The following is a 20,568-nucleotide window of genomic DNA, read 5'->3' as shown; positions in this document are numbered from 1 at the left end:
ATGCTACTCCTCAGTCGTTTCTTGTGTGCGAGCGCCTACTTTCACCTCACGAACTCTATCCTCAAGTTCAACAAAGGAAGGTCTATCTACGCTAAAGAGTACTTTACGACCAAACTCAACGGCGATTTGGGGCGCATAACCTTGTAATGCTGAAAGAAAGGTCACCTTAATGCACTCCATCATTTTCAGTTGTTCGCTACTACGCTGCCTAATCAGTGCTGCTAATGGCAGAATAAATCCGTAAGCGACTAAAATACCTAAAAATGTCCCAACCATTGCATGGGCAATTAAAGCGCCTAACTCTCCCGCAGGACGGTCGGCCGAGCCAAGCGCATTCACCACGCCTAAAACTGCAGCAACAATCCCGAATGCAGGCATCGAGTCTCCAACCATGTTTAAACCTGAAGCTGGGACTTCATTTTCTTGACGAAAGGTTTCTAATTCTTCATCCATTAACGCCTCAATTTCATGGCTTTGTAAGTTACTACTTACCATCAGACGCAAATAATCCACCACAAACATCATGGTTGTTTCATCTTTTAAAATACGAGGGTATTGGGAAAAAATTTCACTTTCTTGCGGGTTCTCAATATCTTTCTCAAGGGCAAGTAACCCTTGTTGACGTGATTTATTGAGTAATTGAAATAACAACGCCATTAAATCCATCGACATGGTTTTGTTATAAGAAGAACGGCGAAAGAGTTTTGGTAATACTTTGCACAAAGCGATGATAGATTTGCCACTGTTACCAACAACAAACGCACCTAAACCTGCGCCTAAAATAATGACAAATTCAGCTGGTTGATATAACGCACCTAAATGGCCACCGACCATTATATATCCGCCAATAACCGCTACTGTAACAATGAGATACCCGATGAGTATTAACACAATATTCCCTTTCACTCCGTTGGTTAACAGATGGCAGTCAAAGGGAATTTTGGAAATGACAGGCAAAAAGCTTTGCCTGTTGACCAATCAATCCAATTACATTACCGCTTTAGTAATGCCATCCTGTCGATATACCGTAATATCGGCTAGATGCTCGGAAAGTTTACGTTTTTTTATTGCTCTTGATGGCGGCTGGCATAAACTGCAAGTGAAACTGTTTTCAGGGATATGTGCATAAGTAATAAATGACCCATGGCAACAACTGCATTGTGAACTTTGCAACATGCCACTTTCAACAAAACGGACAAGCGTCCAAGCACGCGTTAAAGCTAACAAAGGTTCCTGATCAGGCTCTGGAATACATTGCTCAAGGTATAACCGATACGCTTTTAATATGGCATCAACCCCTTTGCATTGGCCACTTTTGAGTAAAAATTGATAAGCATTATAAAACATGGATGAATGAATATTTTGCTCCCATGTCATAAACCAATCTGTAGAAAAAGGTAGCATTCCTTTTGGTGGAGGGCAGCCTCTTAGCTCTTTGTACAAACGAACTAATCGGCCACGACTGATTTGAGTTTCGCTTTCTAACATTTGAAGACGAGCCCCTAAAGAGATTAACTCCATTGCTAAGCGAATATCATTCGCTTCTTTAACAATACTTTTCTCAGCTGCGGTACTCATCTTTTTCTCGCTATTTCATTGTCGCCTTCATTATGCGTTTGCAATAATCGGGTCGAAAGTAAGATACCTGTATGAATTTGTTGCAATTCATCCACCCTTGAATCACGAGTTAGCTTTTCTATCGTATCGCTATTCTCAAATCTAAACTGACAGATTAGCTGGTTTGTTTCTGCTAATTTGACTAATTGAGGAAGCGTGAGTTCTGCTAAAGTAGTTGCCATTGCATCAGAGATACCTAAACGGAACATCGCAGAGGCTTTCTCTTGAGAGATGAGTTTTTGGGCTAATAGCAAATATGAGAGGTTAATATCGTATATATGCTTCAGAAAATCTGTCGTCGAGCTCATTTTTTTTCCTTTACGAATATTTATCAACATCTGTGTGCAAAAAGAACAAATATGAATTTGAAAGTATTGTGTGTAGCCAAATTATTAAATATAAAAAGTAATTAAATTGGGTATATGTATTCCATTACTTTCCCATGTTGTCCATTGGTGAATACCCAGTTTGGAGTATAAAAACACAAAGTTTCAAACTTAAATTAAATACATTTCCTGAATACCTACAACAATAAAGAATGACTAGAAAGTTAGCATTTTCGGTAAAAGTCAGAATTTGCCGATGTCATTATTAGTCGTCAATTATTATGCACCACTAAATTAACTATTCAAGGTACTTATGTTTCTTTTTGTACCATTGGGGCGATTACCCATTAATTCATTAAATAATCTTTATTATTTCTTTATCTTCTTTCATCTTATCCCAAATATCTACAACATTTTGAATTAACCTAAGGTAAATGACAGGATTTTAATCAATCTGTTCACTCTCCTTATGCGATAACTAAGCAATAAAAACCAATCACAACATCAAAACCAACATATTGATCCAAATCAAAGTTTGGTATTGAGAAACTGAATTGTTGAAATTACATTTAAGTCAATATCGGCATAAGAGGAATAAAATTTAGTCATTAATTTTCAATACGTTTAATTGAAAAACGAACCATCATTCAAAATTATTCAATCGTATATAGATAAAAAATAATTATATTGTCATACATATTATCGTCACCCCACACAAATTTCATTAGAATCATTAAACATTGTCTATTATATAGTCACATCATAATATTAATAAAATTAATTAACTTTGTGAGTATTGCATATAATTAATCATTCATTTAACTTAAAATTCATTGTTATATATTTTTGCTTATTTTATATTTTCAGTAATCATCTTGTTATTACTTCATTAAAGTCTATTTTTGTATTAATTCAATTTTATTTTTCTATTTAAATAGTCGAATATTTATTTTTTTTAATAAAATGATCAACCTACGATAACTAATCTCTTTTATCATCTTGAGAAAAAATAGAGGTTTCAATTAAGAACATTCTGTTCAGGATATGTTTTTTGTATCATTTTAATATACTCAAAATATGATCAAAATAATTGCCGATAAACACATTTTTACTGGTAACAATACTTATTTTTTTAAATGACCCCCAACTGTACACTGCCCACCTAATAACTATGTGTTATTATTTACAAAGATTACTATATACTTTTATTTTAACAAATGGTGCTGACTAAAAACCAAATCTAAGTAAACCCCGTAATTCAATAACAACAACAATAAAAATAAATTAATTTTATTTAAAATAATTCAGTTAAAATAATGCTTATAAAAGATACAAATTTTGCTGCATTTTAAGCTTAAAAATATTGTTAAGTTTGTGACTTAATTCACATATATTTCTTGTCTTTCTTAATAGTTTCCGAATAAAACTATTCCGCTATTGATGCATTTGTGTTAAGGCGACCATATAAAAAATTATCGGCCTTCCCATCAGGTTTTTAGCTAGTCTGTTTTTCCTTGGCCTACCTTATAATGGTTAGAGATAAGCATACAAACTCGGAAGTCATGTGTTATCGCTTGTTTTACCCTCAAGCAAATGCAACACTTCCTCCCTCATTAAAAAAGCAAAAGGAAAGGTATGTTTACTTATCAAGCAACAGTCGAGTTTGTCGAGGAAGAAGGAGCATATGAAATCAGTTTTGCTGATTTTCCTGATCTTCAAGGTGTGAGCTATTGTAGAGAAGATGTTGAATTAGAAGCCCAAGAAATATTATTAGCCACTTTTGCAGAGTATATTGAAGGGAAAAAACGAATACCTACGCCAACTCAACCAACTGAGAATGCATTCACTGTCTACCTACCAATAACTTGCTGCCTAAAAATTGCCTTACATAATGCGATGCTAGATTCAAAAATTCAACGACTCGATATCGCCCGTAGGTTAAATATCAATGCGCAGCAGATAGAACGCTTACTCGATATCCATTATGCTTCTAAGCTCGATATTTTAGAGCAAGCTTTGTATTTATTAGGTTATGAAGCCTCAGTCACCGTCACCCCAAGGTAGTATTGAGACCATTCATATTGGCGTATTGAAATATAATTGTATGGTTTAACTGGTGGTTTTCACCACCAGAAAATCACTTATTTTAGTGATAAAAGAAAGGTTTATAACATACAGTTTTAAAAAACACTTAACAAAAAGTTAGTACCTATCAAAAACACCATAATCTGGTTTTTCACCTCTCATCACTGCTCTTTGTTGTTCATGTACAGCTTCTCTATCTATTCTTTTTTGTTCAGATGTGCGCTGATCTTTATGTGGCTTTGGCCATGTTGATTTATTCGCTTCAAAACTAGGATTAAATGTACACCCAGCAATCAAAAAAGAACAAAAAAGTGAAGAAATAAGTTTCATTAAGTCTATTTACCTAAGCGCGTATTAGAAGAAGCAAAACTTATCAGAATTAGAATATCACAACAAGCTTGAAAGGTAGGTGTAGCCTGTTATTAAGGCACTATAGGTAGTTGGGTAATAACTAGTTGGGTTTCACTTTGCTTATGGCACTCCACCCTATCCCCATCTTTATATATAAAATAATAACGCTTATTGTCACCTAGGGTTTTAATCAAAGAATCACCGTTTAAAAAATCGTAGATATTATATCTTGCATCTTCCTTGCGATACCGGATAGTCGGTCGCGATACAAAAAACTCGCTTCCCCATTTCAAAGTGGTAATTAAATAATTCGTATGTAGCACTGTCATTATTCCACGATCAGGGCAATCCAGTTGATAGGTTTTCATCGCATAAGTAGGTAAACTCATACTGTACAGTAATACAAAAATAGTGATTACCTTTGCCATTTTTACTCCGTAGGTTAGCTTATTGCTCGCATTTCAAGTTAAGCTAACTAGGTTCCTATCTACGTTGTTACAACACAAACATAAAAAACTGATATTCAATACAAGAAAAATGCGTAAAGATGAACTGTTTAAAGAACCATTCATTGTTAATACTATCGAGCCACTATCAGGGTTAGTTGTGTTAACAAACTCAATTCCTGTTGTCCCTATTTCAGGAAAATAATCCAAGGATTTCATCTGTCCCCATCTGGTCAGAGATATCGAATAGTGTGATCATTCCGACGAAGCTCTGTTCCCGTATACAGGTATGCTGTTGAAGTTGCAACAGGCGGCATAACCTCATCTATGTAACCTCTCGCTCCAATCGGGACCTTAAGCTCTAAGGCATAACTTTGCATAGCAACAGCAAATAATACTGCAATAGAGAGTATTCTTTTTGTCATATCATTATTTCTTCTAGTTAATGCATTATATGAAATGCTACATTTTAATTAATTAACTCAATATAAGTGTAATCACGATACAAACAAAGAAAACAGAGGCACTATTTTGTTACTAATTACCAAATCACAACCTAATAGAGTAAATATGATAATTCAGAAATATTCATGCGACCATTCACTTCACATCGAAACTTATCCTATTAATTAATAATACTTTTTTAATATTACTGTATTTTTTGACATTTCAAATACAGGAGTGAATGTAATCAACAATCCATACTTTCTATCTCAATAATTGGATTACACATACACAATAAATTACATATATAAACAAACTGAAAGCAAACCACTTTCTGCATCTAAAAGCATTAAAACGACAAAGCCCATCCTGTATGTTGAACAATATGCCCAACTTTTTGAGATACAGTTCAAGTTAAATCAGTTATTCCCATACAAGGATGAAGCTGAAACTCGAAATTTTCATGAAGAACCTTCTTAGGGGTTATTTTAGAAGGCTCAACGAAATTGGCTTTAGAAAATTGGGTCAATGAGCGCAGGGTAATGCAATGAAATCAGCCAAAAGACGGAGTAGATTAACTGGTTAGTAATGTAATTGGCGGTTATTTCCACCATATCCATTGCAGTCTGTTCTAACTACTCCTGTTGGCAACATAACCCATGCGTGCTGCTCATAGTATCCTTTAGGTGGAGAGTATCTGTTTATAATAGATTGGTAGGTTCTGTATGGCTTCGATAACATTTTGTATGATGTGTTCTCTCCAAAGGTTGTATGTCTTTAATGGTTTTTAACCTACTATATTTCTTAATTTATTTGACAATTTGCAATATAATCTCTCCCTATGAAAGTAATAAATCTACTCATGCCAAAAACAGAATCACTCGCTATGCTGCTTTTTAGCACATGGCTTCCGGCTATTATTGTTCCTGACTTACTAATTCTTGCCTTAATCAATAGCCATGCGTCAGAATACCTAACGGTTCCATTCATTTTCATACTCTCGTTATGCCTTTCTATTGTTAGGTTTGCTTTTTGTATGTCTGTAATCTTTCGTATTTTTTTGATGATAAAAGTAAGAATGACATTTTGGAGGGTTTCGGCGTTAATTCTAGTTGTTACTGAGCTACTTTATTTTATAATTTCGAATATCATCACTTACTGTTGACTCTCATGTTCCATGCTTACTCTGCCTCTTCAACATCTGTATAGCCAAATTTATTTGATGTACATATAGAGTTAGAGCAGAGAATTAAACACCTGTACTTTTAGTTAATAGATAGCCGTACACAGCTCTTGTGTTAATTGATAACGAGGGTAATTGATTCTGTGGCGGCGTATACGAAAAAAGGCCGCACGGCCGCACTAGGCGACCTTTTGAATGTAAACTGGTAAGGATTACTTACAGGTTGCATTGTCGCTATGGTGGTCCCCATAACGTAACACAAACCAGAATTGCCTTGATTGCTCATATATAACAATGAAAACCCTACTCGCTTAAATGCCATTACGTGCAAGATAGGAGGAGCTGGCAAATAGAGTTGTCATTGCCTAGATAGCAAAAAACCCGCCATTACTGACGGGTTGATAAAGTTAATACTTTTACTGCTAAAACTGTACACGATTTAAATGTAGTTAATAAATTGTACTTTACAAGGTGACTACAGTTGTTTTTTACAATAAAAAACCGCAATGCGAGGTCTTGAATTGGTTTAAAGCGACTAGGTATAGAATGTTCACTATTAGAAAATAATAATCTATCTTTATTTAAAGTAAATAATCAAAATAACACCCATACTATCTTGTTTAAATAAGTTGAACATATCATTCAAATAACCCTTCTTTACTAATATCCACAACCTGCAATAATCCCACCCCACATAGTAAACATTGGAAATTATCACATGGAAAAATTACTATCATTGTTAGTAATTGCTGTACTTGGAAGTTCAGCTGGAAATGCTTTAGCCTCTACGAATGACGAAGGCTACTACGGTGCCGCACGACTTTCTAAAGTATGGCAAAAAGCAGATAATATGGATACCAGTAGTAGACCGGGCATTGGTCAATTCGTCACGGGTGATGATAAAGATGATTTTTATAATGGTTCTTTAGCTGCGGGTTATCAATTTGGTAATGGCTGGCGTACTGAAGGTGAATATACTTTTAACAAAAAAGCAGAATATACAAGTGGATCAACGATATTTTCGACCAGCTTTAATCACCATAAAACAGAGTCCCAACGATTAATGTTAAATGCTTATCGTGATTATGAAATTTATCAGGGCATTTCCATTTATGGAACCGTTGGTGTTGGTATCGCAAAAGTAAAATCATCTGGGTGGCAAGGGAATGTTACACGTCAATATGCGAGTAATACAGATACAAACATAGCATATTCACTCGGCGCTGGAGTCAGCTACGAACCTATCAACAAACTTAATTTCGACTTAGGCTACCGTTATGTGGACCTTGGTAAAATTGAAAGTGGAATGAACCGTTTTACTAATGCTCGAGGCTTACAAGACGAGCAAATGAAAGCACACCTTAAATCCCAAGAGCTTGTATTTGGTGTAAGGTATTTATTCTAATCCTTTTATAGAACTATCTCATTGGTATTGTCTAAAATATAGCTAACGGAAGTTAGCTATATTTGGTTATAGCAGCAAAACTTATATACGTTGGTTTTATTCTAGCCCTAAATTATTCTTAATTAGTTAATTTTTTAAAATTCTCTCTCAGCAAGAAACGACAAGTCCTATTTCTATATAACAAAAAACCCCGCAATGCGCAGCCTTGAAATCAGTTGTTCGGAATAACCAAATAGAGGAATTAATAATAAAAATCAGATGATGATTAAGTTCATCGTTCCCACTGCCATTCCCAATACTTACTATCTACACCTATGGAGCCTAAACCCTGAAGTCTTTCCCTATTTCGGTCGATATTTATCTGCTTCATTCTACTCTCGATATTTTTCTTTTCATCGCTAGATAGATCGCTATAAATATACATACCCTCAAGCGAGCTATACTCACTATCTAAAGATTGGATTTTTCGTTTAGATGCTTCAGATTGCTCTTTTTCCTTCTTTCGCCTGTCATTCTCTTGCTTATCTCTTTCATATCTAAGATAACCCAATGAAGAGGCATATAAACCATCACTTTCACTTCTCGCAGCGGACCTGTTTTGTTGTTGCTCTAATTCAATCTCAAATTTTGTTTTGCTGTGCCCCATTGAGTAGGTACTTATGGCTTTACTGGAAGACTCTTTGATTTTTTTGGGGGCATTTTTTACTTCTATTGAGGGGGTGGAGCATCCAAGTAAAAATAAGTAAGGTAATGCTATTATTGCTTTCATATAGTCACTATAAGTTATCATCGGTATTAAATATTACTCCAAAAGACACTTTTAGCGCTCAAAAAAACCATAATCGTTTTACTTGTATTTAACAAAATCCAATCGTTAGACTTTGAAAGTAAAAAAAACACCGAAGTGAACTGCACACCAGACAAGAAGCTAGCTTTAGAACTGCACGACAAACTTAAAGCAGATGCTTGGAAAGTTGATAGGCTTGGGGAAGACCCTGAATATACATTTGATGAGGCTTGCTTGCGCTGGCTTAAAGATAAACAGCATAAGCGAACACTCAGAAATGATAAGTGCAAAATGCGATTCTGGCTTATTCACTTTAAAGGTAGAAAACTAAGCTCTATCACTAATAATGAATGCCAAGACTTGATAGCTAAGATGAAAAACAGGGGGTCACAAAAAGGATTTCCATCACAGTCATCAAAGTATTCACACTTGGCATTTATTCGCTCACTACTGAGAATAGCTGCTAATGAGTGGGGTTGGTTGAAAAGCGCTCCATATATTAAGGCCATACCACCACGACAGGTTAGGGTTAAGTGGCTGACTAGAGAACAGGCTACGGCGTTAATTGATAATGCCGTCGATTACCTAAAGCCAGTTATTACTTTTGCATTGGCTACTGGTCTGCGAAGGGGGAATATACTTAGCCTTGAATAGAGTCAGGTTGATTTAGTGAGAAAAGTTGCTTGGATTAACCCTGAGCAATCAAAAAACTATCGCGCTATAGGTGTTTCGCTCAATGACACTGCCTGTCAAATTATTCGGGATCAGATAGGCAGACATACTAAATATGTTTTTGTCAGAGAGCGTAAGCAAAATGGTGTTATTGATTTAGTGCCAATGACTGTGAACGCAAACAAGGCCTTTAATTCTGCCATGAAATTAGCAGGCCTTGAAGGGTTTCATTTTCATGATTTACGACACACTTGGGCGAGCTGGCTAATTCAAGCCGGTGTACCGTTATCAGCATTGCAAGAAATGGGGGGATGGGAAAGTATCGAAATGGTTCTTCGCTATGCTCATTTGGCACCCGACCATTTAGCTGAACACGCCAAACAAATTGATGCTGTTTTCAATGGCTGCGTCCCAAATACGTCCCATGCAGTCAGTATAAGTTCTGCGGCACGCTCATAACTCATTGAAAATATTGGTGGGTTGTGGGGGGCTCGAACCCCCGACCTAATGATTAAGAGTCACCTACTCTACCAACTGAGCTAACAACCCAATACGAAATATTTAACGCCCATCAATTGATACAGTCAATACTATTCTGCTATTTTTATTTCCTAAGTTAAATTTTAGTTGCGAATGTTAAATTTAGGATAATTATAGTTCGAATAAACATCACTCCGGTTCCAGTAAGGTAACTTTTCCTTACTCTAATTGAGATTTATGTCACAATATTTCATGCAAACATAACCACAAAATAAAAAAAGACTGTGGCTAACAATAACAAACCACTACGGACACTTTACAGTATGGAAGAAAATCCAACATCAACACCGAAGCAGCATAATGCTGACCGTAATCAATTAAAACGTAGCCTTAGTAACCGCCATATACAACTTATTGCAATTGGCGGCGCAATTGGAACCGGCCTATTTATGGGGTCAGGTAAAACTATCTCACTTGCTGGCCCGTCAATCATATTCGTATATATGATAATTGGTTTTGTGCTGTTTTTCGTTATGCGAGCGATGGGAGAGCTGCTGCTATCCAACCTTGATTATAAATCTTTTAGTGATTTTTCAACTGACTTAATTGGCCCATGGGCTGGCTTTTTTGTAGGTTGGACCTACTGGTTCTGCTGGGTTATCACAGGAATAGCGGATATTATTGCCATAACCTCCTATGTTAGTTTTTGGGCTCCGGAATTTCCAGAATGGGTAACCTCGTTTATCTGTGTGATCAGCCTACTCGCCTTAAACCTTGTTTCAGTCAGGCTATTTGGTGAATTAGAGTTTTGGTTTGCAATGATAAAAATTGTTGCCATTGTTGCCTTAATTGCCGTAGGTGGGACGTTGATCGCCATGAACTTCCAGTCACCAACTGGGCATATCGCATCCTTAAATAATATTTGGAATGATGGCGGTATGTTCCCGATGGGAATAAGCGGTTTTTTTGCTGGCTTCCAAATTGCTATTTTTGCTTTCGTTGGGATTGAATTAGTAGGAACGGCAGCAGCAGAAACTCGAGATCCCGAAAAATCATTACCAAAAGCCATTAATGCAATCCCAATCCGAATTATTGCATTTTATGTTTTGTCCTTGATTGTTATTATGGCAGTAACGCCATGGAGAACTATCTTGGCTGATAAAAGCCCATTTGTAGAAATGTTTGTCCTTATCAGCCTCCCTGCTGCTGCAAGCATTGTCAATTTTGTGGTGTTAACTTCTGCGGCTTCATCAGCCAACAGTGGTGTATTTTCCACCAGTCGAATGTTATTTGGGCTGTCTAAAGAAGGGGATGCCCCAAAACAATTCAGCCAATTATCAAAAAAAGCTGTACCTGCAACAGGCCTAATATTTACTTGCATCTGCCTGAGCTTCGGCATCATTCTGATCTACTTTATTCCTGATATCATGCATGCATTTACATTGGTTACCACTGTGTCTGCTATCCTATTTATGTTTATTTGGAGTATGATCTTATATAGCTATTTGAATTTCCGTAAGAAACGACCAGAGATGCATAAATCTTCACGTTATAAAATGCCTGCGGGTATTGTTATGTCATGGTTAAGCTTAGCCTTTTTCGCCTTTATGGTGGTGTTACTGGCATTCCAACACGATACAAGACAGGCTTTAATTGCAACACCAGTCTGGTTTATCGTTTTGGCTATTGGTTACCAAATAGCTAAACGTAGGAAAGTTAATTAACCTTTGCCCATTAATTACTAGGCTGTTGATTTGACAAACAAAAAAGCCGAGCAATTGAAATTGCTCGGCTTTTTATCTTATCGGTACACCTCAATTAATGAGATTTATATTCCGCTTCCGCTTCATCAAACCGTGCTTGTGCTGCCGCACTAGGCCCTTTAGTTACCATACTGACAACAATAATTGCTATTGTTGCAAACACAAAGCCTGGGATGATTTCATATAAATCGAACCATTTATATTTCATCCAAACTAATACGGTTACAGCACCCACCAACATACCTGCCAATGCGCCTGTACGAGTCATCCGCTTCCACATCACAGAGATTAATACTACTGGCCCAAATGCTGCACCAAATCCTGCCCATGCATTACTTACTAGCGCTAAAACTTTATTATTTGGGTCACGAGCAATATAAATAGCGATGGCTGCAACAACTAACACCATACCACGCCCGACCCAAACCAACTCTTTTTGGCTCGCTTTCTTCCGGAAAAATGGTTTATATAAATCTTCCGTTAACGCACTTGCACATACCAACAATTGGCAACTTAATGTGCTCATTACTGCCGCTAATATTGCAGATAACAAGATACCCGCTATCCATGGGTTAAACAGTATTCCGGTTAACTCCATGAAAATACGTTCACTATTATTCGACACTGAACCCGCTAAGCTTGGATTGTTTTCAAAATAAGCAATACCAAAGAAACCTACTGCAATAGTTCCCACTAAACATAAAACCATCCATGTCATACTAATACGACGTGCAGAACGAATAGTGCGATGGGAATCTGCAGCCATAAAACGCGCTAAAATGTGAGGCTGGCCAAAATAGCCTAACCCCCAGCCTAATAACGATAGGATGGCAACAAAGTTCATTCCTTTAAACATATCTAGGTATTCAGGGTTTTTCGCTTTTATAACTTCAATTGAAGTATCAATTCCACCTAATGAAAGGATCACCACGATAGGCGTCAGAATCAAAGCAAAAATCATTAATGACGCTTGAACGGTATCTGTCCAACTAACCGCCAAAAAACCCCCTAAAAAGGTATAAGCGATTGTCGCTAATGCACCTAACCACATGGCTTTTTCGTAGCTCATATTGAATGTGCTCTCAAACAGTAAACCGCCAGCAACAACGCCTGATGCACAGTAGATAGTAAAGAAAACTAAAATAACCACAGCGGAGATAATACGTAAAATTTTACTATTATCCTCAAAGCGGCTAGTGAAATAATCGGGTAAAGTTAAGGCATTGTTATTCTTTTCTGTTTGTACGCGTAAACGCCCAGCAACAAATAGCCAATTAAGGTAAGCCCCTAGGCTTAAACCAATTGCTATCCAGCTTTCAGAGATACCCGCCAAGAAAATAGCACCAGGTAACCCCATCAGCAACCAACCACTCATATCGGAAGCACCTGCAGATAATGCGGTGACAACACTCCCTAAGCTTCGGCCACCAAGAATATAATCATCAAAGTTTTTGGTCGAGCGATAGGCCAAGTAGCCGATTAATAACATGCCAGTAATGTATACGATGAACATAATGATCATCGGAGTGCTTACAGTCATCCGTTTTCTCCATTGAGTATTTTTAAAAATTGTTAGTTATCTTTATATAATTGCCTTTGATAACTTGTCACTTCATGGTGTTGCACTTTATTGCACTTTTTCATTTATCTCTATGAACACCAAATAGGCTGTGATTGTTTGCGTTGCACTAATTTTAATTTCTTAGCGACTCCATCCTAGACAGACTCCTATTAAATTAACAAGAAATTAACTATTTTTTATTCCATAAATAGAATCCATATCACAAATGTTAAAATTTAAAGTCGGATTTACAAATGAATGACTAACTAATACCACAACAATCCAAAGGTTATAACTATATGAAATATATACAAAATAAATAACCATAAATTGAGCAAATAATATTCACCATATAAAAACCAGATGTGTTTCACATTTCCCTCAGAAACCACGATTAACAATGTTGCACAAAGTTGCAACATTAGGATACTCTGATGTAACTTTTCGATTTAACCGACTCGTGAACTAGAGGAATTAAGATGAGTAGCACAACAACTATGGGTGTGAGACTTGATGAAGCAACTCGTGAACGCATTAAAAATGCCGCTCAACGTCTTGACCGCACATCACATTGGCTTATCAAACAAGCTATTTATAATTACCTAGAACAATTCGATAATGGCCAATTTCTTCCTGAGCTATCAGCCGATGTCGACGCAAAAGAAAACCAATCAACAGATGAAGACACAACGGTTGACTCTAGCTATCAGCCATTCTTAGATTTTGCAGAGCACATTTTACCACAATCTGTAAAACGCTCCGCAATTACTTCTGCCTATCGGGTTCCTGAAACACAAGCAGTACCGATGTTATTACAGCAAGCACAACTGCCCGTAGAACAAGCCGAAGCTGCTCATAAATTAGCCTATTCGATTGCCGAAAAATTACGTAACCAAAAAAATGGTGTCGGTCGTTCTGGCTTAGTTCAAGGTTTGCTACAGGAATTTTCCCTGTCCTCTCAAGAAGGTGTGGCATTAATGTGCCTAGCAGAAGCCCTACTTCGTATTCCAGATAAAGCAACCCGTGACGCCCTGATCCGCGATAAAATTAGTAATGGTAACTGGCAATCACACCTAGGCCAAAGTAGTTCAATGTTCGTTAATGCAGCAACATGGGGCCTTTTATTTACAGGTAAGTTGGTTTCTACCCACAACGAAGCAAAACTATCGACCTCTTTGAATCGGATCATTAGTAAAAGTGGTGAGCCTTTAGTCCGCAAAGGTGTTGATATGGCAATGCGCCTAATGGGGGAGCAATTCGTAACAGGAGAAACAATATCTCAAGCGCTAGCGAATGCACGCAAGCTTGAAGATAAAGGCTTCCGTTACTCTTACGATATGCTCGGAGAAGCTGCGTTAACAGAAAAAGATGCCCAAGATTATATGGTATCTTACCAGCAAGCGATCCACGCGATTGGTAAAGCATCAAATGGACGCGGTATCTATGAAGGTCCGGGTATTTCGATTAAATTATCGGCGCTACACCCGCGTTATAGCCGTGCCCAATACTCACGCGTCATAGATGAATTATACCCACGTCTCTTGTCTTTAGTATTACAAGCACACCAATATGATATTGGTATTAATATTGATGCAGAAGAAGCTGACCGTTTAGAAATTTCTTTAGATTTATTAGAAAAACTCTGTTTTGAACCACAATTGGCGGGCTGGAATGGTATCGGCTTTGTTATTCAGGCCTACCAAAAGCGTTGCCCTTTTGTCATTGACTCTATTATCAATTTAGCTGAGCGTAGCCAACGCCGTTTGATGATCCGTCTGGTTAAAGGGGCTTATTGGGATAGTGAAATTAAACGTGCTCAAATTGACGGTTTAGAGGGTTACCCTGTTTATACTCGTAAGGTATATACTGACGTCTCTTATCTGGCTTGCGCTCGTAAATTATTGTCTGTACCAAATTTAATTTACCCTCAATTTGCGACACACAATGCACATACTCTTGCGGCTATCTACCAAATTGCAGGTAAAAACTATTACCCAGGGCAATATGAATTCCAATGCCTCCACGGTATGGGTGAACCTTTATATGAACAAGTCGTAGGCAAAGTTGCTGATGGTAAACTTAATCGCCCTTGCCGAATTTATGCGCCTGTTGGCACCCATGAAACCTTACTTGCCTATTTAGTTCGCCGATTACTGGAAAATGGCGCGAACACTTCATTTGTCAACCGTATTGCTGACGCAACTATTCCACTGGATGAGCTAGTCGCAGACCCAGTAAAAGACATCCTTGAATTATCAAAAACAGAAGGCCAAATTGGGCTACCGCACCCCAAAATCCCATTACCTCGCGATTTATATGGTCAAGATCGTGTAAACTCTATGGGCCTTGACCTTTCTAATGAACATCGCTTGGCGTCTTTATCTAGCGCTCTACTCAGTGCAGCAATGCAGCAAAAAATTGCCCAGCCGCTACTCGGTGGGGATTTCCAACCATCCCAAGCAATACCTGAATCGACACCAATCATTAACCCTGCATGTAATAAAGATATTGTCGGGCAAGTTCGTGAAACTACTGAGCAAGAGGCGGAACATGCCTTAAATATTGCCGATGAAGCAGGAACCATTTGGTTCGCAACGCCCCCTTCTGAACGTGCAGCTATCTTATTACGCGCAGCCGATCTGATGGAACAGCAATTGCAACCATTATTGGATGTCTTAGTACGTGAAGCGGGTAAAACCTACAATAATGCAATCGCTGAAGTCAGAGAGGCGGTAGATTTCCTCAATTATTATGCGACCCAAGTCAAAAATGACTTTGATAATAATACCCATCGACCGTTAGGTCCGATTGTCTGTATCAGTCCTTGGAACTTCCCATTGGCGATATTTTCAGGGCAAATTGCGGCAGCCCTTGCTGCAGGTAATACTGTCCTCGCCAAACCTGCTGAACAAACTCCGCTAATTGGTGCCATTGCTGTATCAATACTTCATCAAGCGGGAATACCGAGAGATGTATTACAGTTTTTACCCGGTAAAGGGGAAACTATCGGTGCACAGTTGGTTGGTGATAAGCGTGTTCGTGGTGTCATGTTTACAGGTTCAACTGAGGTTGCAGGGCTACTACAACGTAATATTGCTGGGCGTTTAGATGCACAAGGTCGCCCTACTCCGCTCATTGCAGAGACCGGGGGCTTGAATGCTATGATTGTCGATTCTTCTGCGCTAACAGAGCAAGTTATTGCTGATGTAGTTGCTTCTGCATTTGATAGTGCGGGTCAACGCTGCTCCGCATTACGTATTTTATGCGTACAAGAAGATGTTGCCGATAGAACAATCCGCATGTTAAAAGGCGCAATGGAAGAATGCCGGATGGCTAACCCTGAGCACCTTTCTACTGATATTGGCCCAGTTATCGACCGCGAAGCAAAAGAAAATATTGAACAACATATTCAGCAAATGCGCAGTAAAGGGAAAGCCGTATTCCAAGCCGCTTTCGAAAACCCTGACGATCAACAAGAACAAACAGAAGGAACTTATGTTAAACCGACATTAATTGAACTAGATAATGTCAACGAGCTGAAAAAAGAAATTTTTGGCCCTGTTCTGCATGTTGTTCGCTTTAACCGTAATGAATTAGATGCCTTAGTAGACCAAATTAATGCAGCCGGTTATGGGTTAACTCTAGGTGTACACACTCGCATTGACGAAACAATTAACCAAGTTGTCTCTAAGGCTAAAGTCGGAAATTTATATGTTAACCGCAATATGGTCGGAGCGGTTGTTGGCGTTCAACCGTTTGGTGGAGAAGGCTTATCAGGCACAGGGCCTAAAGCTGGCGGTCCATTATACCTTTATCGTTTATTAAGTGAACGACCGGATAACGCAGTTTCAAATACATTAGAAAGACAAGATAATCATTTACCTATGGATGCAAGTGCTCGAGCAGATTTACTGTCATCTTTTGAGTCCTTTGCCCAATGGGTAGAAAAACAAAATAACATTATTGAACCTTCGGTAATTGAATTATTTACTCGCTATACACAAGCTGGAACCACCAGAGTGTTGCCAGGCCCAACAGGCGAAAGAAATACATATACCTTACGCCCACGTGGTTTAATTCTGTGTATTAGTGACAACGAAAAAGATTGTTTGATTCAGTTAGCCGCGGTTCTTTCCTCCGGTTGTCAGTCCTTATGGCCACAAAGCGAACTCCATCAAAAACTGTTTAAATCACTTCCTGAAAAAGTGAGAAAATCAATCTCATTGACTAAAAACTGGCAAGAAACGAAGGAGCCAATTGAAGGGGTGATTTATCACGGCGATAGTGATCAGTTAAAAGACGTTTGCGCAGCTATTGCACAACGTAAAGGGCCAATTATTTCAGTACAAGGATTTGAACGAGGTGAAACAAACTTGCTTATCGAACGCCTTGTTCATGAACGCTCCTTAAGTGTCAATACCGCAGCCGCGGGCGGTAACGCAAGCTTAATGACCATCGGCTAAAAAACAAAAGACCTAGTTTCACCGTACATGAGACTAGGTCTTTACTTTATAGTGCTATTCATTATTTACTTATCCCTTGAATATTCAGCCTTCCATATTTTTTATCAAATGAGAATAATGAATTTTGGGGCATTATTTCGAATAATAATTCATTTTATAACAATAGGTTAATACTATAAAAACGCAAAAGGTGCCCTACGGACACCAATTCATTAAATTATAACAATGAAAATAGCTATTATTTATGTATTTTCAATATGTTATTGAGTTTTTTCTGATTCCCAGAATAAATACTGCTCATACTTGCGCAAGGCAATATTATAGTTACTAAATGCAGAGTCTGTCATTTTTTCACTTAACTGTTCTTGAACCTTACTTGCAGTAAATTCTTTCATAGAAAAGTTAGATGAAGATAACAGCTCATCTAAGCGGCGTAAGCGAACAACATATTCGCGAACAGTACTATGGCTCATCTCAGTCTGTAAGAATAAATACTGTTTAAATGACATGATATCAAAATAATCAGTATTACTATTGCAATAAATCTCACTACAAAAGCGGCAAAGTGCAGTAAATTTACCTTGTAGTTCCCCCCAAGTACTTTCATCGACCAATTCAGTCATATCAGCGATAGCTTCTTTATTTAAGATGTCATCGTTGAAAACCAAAGAGATACGATCCAAAGTTTTGTGACAATGTGCACAATGAGTTTGACTATGTTTAAAATCTTTAATGTAACGACTCAGAGGCCGTTTCTTTACAATAGAAGCAGACATAATGGTAAAGCCCTGTGTGTAAGTCTAAATATAAAATTGTAACTAGATAAATCAAGCTACATACATTACATGCCCATAGCATTAATAGAATATCTGCTATGTTGCATAGTGATACGAGTAACCCCGCATCTCGCCCTCTTACTTTCTCTTTAGGAGAATGATCCTCCTGAGAATGTAGTGTAAGAAAATTTAATACCCTTTATTTGAAGCATTCTAACTTGTATTTCGCTCTTTGGCGAATTTCAACAGTGAGTCAATTTTGGTATGAATTTGATTTAGCGTCAACCTAATTAACCTAAATACCGTTAACTCTGTACACTTATTGTTAACCTACCAAATAGCGACATGAGCTGTTCAGACTGCCTAAAGGCAAAGACTTTACCTTATAATTTCATCTTCGTACAAAGAAAATTTGATTTAAAAATCAAACTTATACATATACAAAGGTTTTATTCGTAAATTTGTGAAGCAGCTCACTTTTCGTATCTATAGTTGCATCTTAAATGTACAGATATTAATTCTAAAAATATTTAATAAAGCCAATTCATCACTCACATGTAAACATTTAGTTACAATTGACCCTTGTTTTAATCAATAGATACCGCATATAACAAAGTATTATAATAAATATAAAAATGTTATATGACCCCATAAAGTTAAGTAAATATGCGTAACATTGGGGTAAGCATATTTTTCAATTCAAAATATGTTTACCCCAATAATATGTAAGCAACGTCATTTTCTTCGCTAAATTTTGAAATGTTTTATCTTAGTACCCAGTACTTACTTCGAATGCATGTCTCATGACAACAACTCAATACACTGATAAACAATGATTTTATCGCTATAAGAATAATAGCAATCTAAAATAAAAAATATCCCGATATTATTATCCAACCTTTCGCATATACCACTATATTGTTGAAGTATTATTTTAGGATTTGTTACGTTTGATATTAAAAACATCTCTTATATACTTCGTTTTGCTATATAAATAAATAAATTTAATAAGGTTGATTATGAAAAAGTTAATTTTAGCTTGTGGTATGGGTTTATTGGCACTGACGATCACTGCTTGTTCAGAGGAAGAGAAAAAAGGTGAAGTTGCTGGTGCAACTGAAACTTGTAATACTTACTTCGCTGAAGTTGATAGCTTAATTGCTAAAGCTTCAGAAAACCCTCAAGCAAAAGCACAGTTGGATGCAATGAAAGGTCAACTGGAAGAAGGTAAAAAGCAAGTTGCAGCACTACCTAAAGACCAGCAAGACAAAGCTTGCCAACAAGGTATTGATGCGATGAAACAAATGAAAACGGCTTTAGGTCTATAATAAAGAATTATTTAGATTAGTCAGTTTTCCAAAAAGAGCCCTATTGCGGCTCTTTTTTATTTCCTTAACTCCCTAGAAAATCATGCCTTCCTATACATTCACTTTTCCCATAGTTTTTTGCAAGCTTATCCCCCCTTAACTTTATAGAATTAAATTGATTTAATACATTAAGGAAAAATAATGAGCGTGCATTTAAACCAAGTTATCAAGTCACCCAAGCCATTTATCACTATAACAAAAGGTTGTAGTAAATTTAGCCATAAAATCAAAGAAGCTTTAAATATCAATAGTAAAAAAATAGAACTTAAATTTGAGGGTAATACGATTACGTTAAATGAAAGTAAAATAGTGAGAAAACTGAAATCTCAAATTGAAACGGCTGATAAATTAGAAAAATTTAAAATAAGCGAAAAGAAAATTCAAATCGGCAGCACTATCAATAGAGCTATTGATGAAACAAGGGAAGAATTATCGGATAAACTAAATAAAACAAAAGTCTCTCTTACCTCTAGCGATAAAAAAGAAATTTTTCATCGTGTTGCGAAAAAATGTGGCATTTCTGAGTCTGATATTGATACAAATGCATCTCAGCAATTTATTAAGCACCTTCTTTCTCAGCAAAAACAGATACAAAAAGTAATTACACATGATTTATTCCTTAACAAAGAACAGCCGAATGGAGATAACGCGGCTGTAACAAAATATGTAATTGGTACACTCAATGCCAGAGTTCAGGAAATTTTTTTCCCGGATATTAATTTTAAGAAAATCAAAGATTGCGCAGAATCTGAAACTAAGGAATTACTAGAAAATAAACTCAACCAAGCAAATAATGAGATTGTTACTTTATACTTTTCAATCGAAAAAAAAAGGTGATTTAG

16 protein-coding genes and 1 tRNA gene are annotated in these 20,568 nt (G+C 37.1%); 8 read left to right on the top strand and 9 right to left on the bottom strand.

Translation table 11 applies throughout. The features are described 5' to 3' along the window. Positions 1–3 precede the first annotated feature (3 nt). The 3 genes from motA to flhD form a co-directional block, all read right to left on the bottom strand. Complete coding sequence (gene motA / locus ACHB7C_RS00775) at positions 4–891, bottom strand: flagellar motor stator protein MotA (protein WP_042844286.1); 888 nt, start codon at positions 889–891, stop codon at positions 4–6. Positions 892–987: 96 nt separating this feature from the next. Then, positions 988–1,578, bottom strand: a complete 591-nt coding sequence (gene flhC, locus ACHB7C_RS00770; protein ID WP_042844287.1) for a flagellar transcriptional regulator FlhC — start codon at positions 1,576–1,578, stop codon at positions 988–990. After that, complete coding sequence (gene flhD / locus ACHB7C_RS00765; protein WP_042844288.1) at positions 1,575–1,925, bottom strand: flagellar transcriptional regulator FlhD; 351 nt, start codon at positions 1,923–1,925, stop codon at positions 1,575–1,577. Before flhD ends, flhC begins: the two co-directional genes overlap by 4 nt. Positions 1,926–3,578: 1,653 nt before the next feature. Here flhD and ACHB7C_RS00760 point away from each other — a divergent pair. Continuing rightward, positions 3,579–4,007, top strand: coding sequence for an antitoxin HicB (locus ACHB7C_RS00760; protein WP_042844289.1), 429 nt, complete (start codon positions 3,579–3,581; stop codon positions 4,005–4,007). Between the two features lie 138 nt (positions 4,008–4,145). On the opposite strand, the gene ACHB7C_RS00755 is transcribed toward ACHB7C_RS00760, so the two are convergent. Further along, a complete protein-coding gene (locus ACHB7C_RS00755) occupies positions 4,146–4,358 on the bottom strand; it encodes an AAA family ATPase (protein WP_129465768.1) in 213 nt (70 codons plus the stop codon). A 92-nt stretch (positions 4,359–4,450) separates the two neighbouring features. Further along, on the bottom strand, positions 4,451–4,807 hold the full coding sequence (locus ACHB7C_RS00750) for a hypothetical protein (RefSeq protein WP_042844291.1): 357 nt from the start codon (positions 4,805–4,807) through the stop codon (positions 4,451–4,453). A 2,363-nt stretch (positions 4,808–7,170) separates the two neighbouring features. On the opposite strand from ACHB7C_RS00750, the gene ACHB7C_RS00745 reads away from it, so the two are divergent. After that, positions 7,171–7,857 carry an outer membrane protein gene (locus ACHB7C_RS00745; protein ID WP_166685249.1) on the top strand — a complete coding sequence of 229 codons (687 nt, stop codon included), beginning with the start codon at positions 7,171–7,173 and terminating at the stop codon, positions 7,855–7,857. Positions 7,858–8,128: 271 nt separating this feature from the next. On the opposite strand, the gene ACHB7C_RS00740 is transcribed toward ACHB7C_RS00745, so the two are convergent. Next, complete coding sequence (locus tag ACHB7C_RS00740; RefSeq protein WP_349483602.1) at positions 8,129–8,626, bottom strand: hypothetical protein; 498 nt, start codon at positions 8,624–8,626, stop codon at positions 8,129–8,131. A 135-nt stretch (positions 8,627–8,761) separates the two neighbouring features. Between ACHB7C_RS00740 and ACHB7C_RS00735 the strand changes: the two genes are divergently transcribed. Together ACHB7C_RS00735 and ACHB7C_RS00730 are read left to right on the top strand one after the other, a co-directional pair. After that, on the top strand, positions 8,762–9,298 hold the full coding sequence (locus tag ACHB7C_RS00735) for a hypothetical protein (protein WP_395346145.1): 537 nt from the start codon (positions 8,762–8,764) through the stop codon (positions 9,296–9,298). Positions 9,299–9,313: 15 nt separating this feature from the next. After that, on the top strand, positions 9,314–9,775 hold the full coding sequence (locus ACHB7C_RS00730) for a tyrosine-type recombinase/integrase (RefSeq protein WP_395346143.1): 462 nt from the start codon (positions 9,314–9,316) through the stop codon (positions 9,773–9,775). A gap of 14 nt (positions 9,776–9,789) precedes the next feature. Here ACHB7C_RS00730 and ACHB7C_RS00725 read toward each other — a convergent pair. After that, positions 9,790–9,865 (bottom strand) — tRNA-Lys (locus ACHB7C_RS00725). 254 nt (positions 9,866–10,119) lie between these two features. Between ACHB7C_RS00725 and cycA the strand changes: the two genes are divergently transcribed. Beyond that, on the top strand, positions 10,120–11,520 hold the full coding sequence (gene cycA, locus ACHB7C_RS00720; RefSeq protein ID WP_395346566.1) for a D-serine/D-alanine/glycine transporter: 1,401 nt from the start codon (positions 10,120–10,122) through the stop codon (positions 11,518–11,520). A gap of 94 nt (positions 11,521–11,614) precedes the next feature. Here the strand turns inward: cycA and putP are convergent, their stop codons facing one another. Continuing rightward, positions 11,615–13,099: a sodium/proline symporter PutP gene (gene putP / locus ACHB7C_RS00715; protein WP_042847939.1), complete on the bottom strand. Its 1,485-nt coding sequence runs from the start codon at positions 13,097–13,099 to the stop codon at positions 11,615–11,617. Between the two features lie 500 nt (positions 13,100–13,599). On the opposite strand from putP, the gene putA reads away from it, so the two are divergent. After that, on the top strand, positions 13,600–17,583 hold the full coding sequence (gene putA / locus ACHB7C_RS00710; protein WP_042847940.1) for a trifunctional transcriptional regulator/proline dehydrogenase/L-glutamate gamma-semialdehyde dehydrogenase: 3,984 nt from the start codon (positions 13,600–13,602) through the stop codon (positions 17,581–17,583). A gap of 260 nt (positions 17,584–17,843) precedes the next feature. Here putA and fliZ read toward each other — a convergent pair whose 3' ends face one another. Further along, entirely contained in the window at positions 17,844–18,359 is a 516-nt protein-coding gene (gene fliZ / locus ACHB7C_RS00705) for a flagella biosynthesis regulatory protein FliZ (RefSeq protein WP_042847941.1), read from the bottom strand. Between the two features lie 1,019 nt (positions 18,360–19,378). On the opposite strand from fliZ, the gene ACHB7C_RS00700 reads away from it, so the two are divergent. Then, positions 19,379–19,687 (top strand): DUF5339 domain-containing protein, encoded by a 309-nt coding sequence (locus tag ACHB7C_RS00700; RefSeq protein WP_042847942.1) that lies wholly within the window; start codon positions 19,379–19,381, stop codon positions 19,685–19,687. A 180-nt stretch (positions 19,688–19,867) separates the two neighbouring features. Then, a complete protein-coding gene (locus tag ACHB7C_RS00695; RefSeq protein WP_131680685.1) occupies positions 19,868–20,563 on the top strand; it encodes a hypothetical protein in 696 nt (231 codons plus the stop codon). Positions 20,564–20,568: the final 5 nt, after the last annotated feature.

Origin of the sequence: Providencia sp. 2024EL-00732 (genome assembly GCF_044006275.1) — a bacterium.
GTDB classification, from domain to species: Bacteria; Pseudomonadota; Gammaproteobacteria; order Enterobacterales; family Enterobacteriaceae; genus Providencia; species Providencia huashanensis.
The sequence above is the reverse complement of the archived record's forward strand: the minus strand, read 5'-3'. Positions and strand labels throughout refer to the sequence as shown.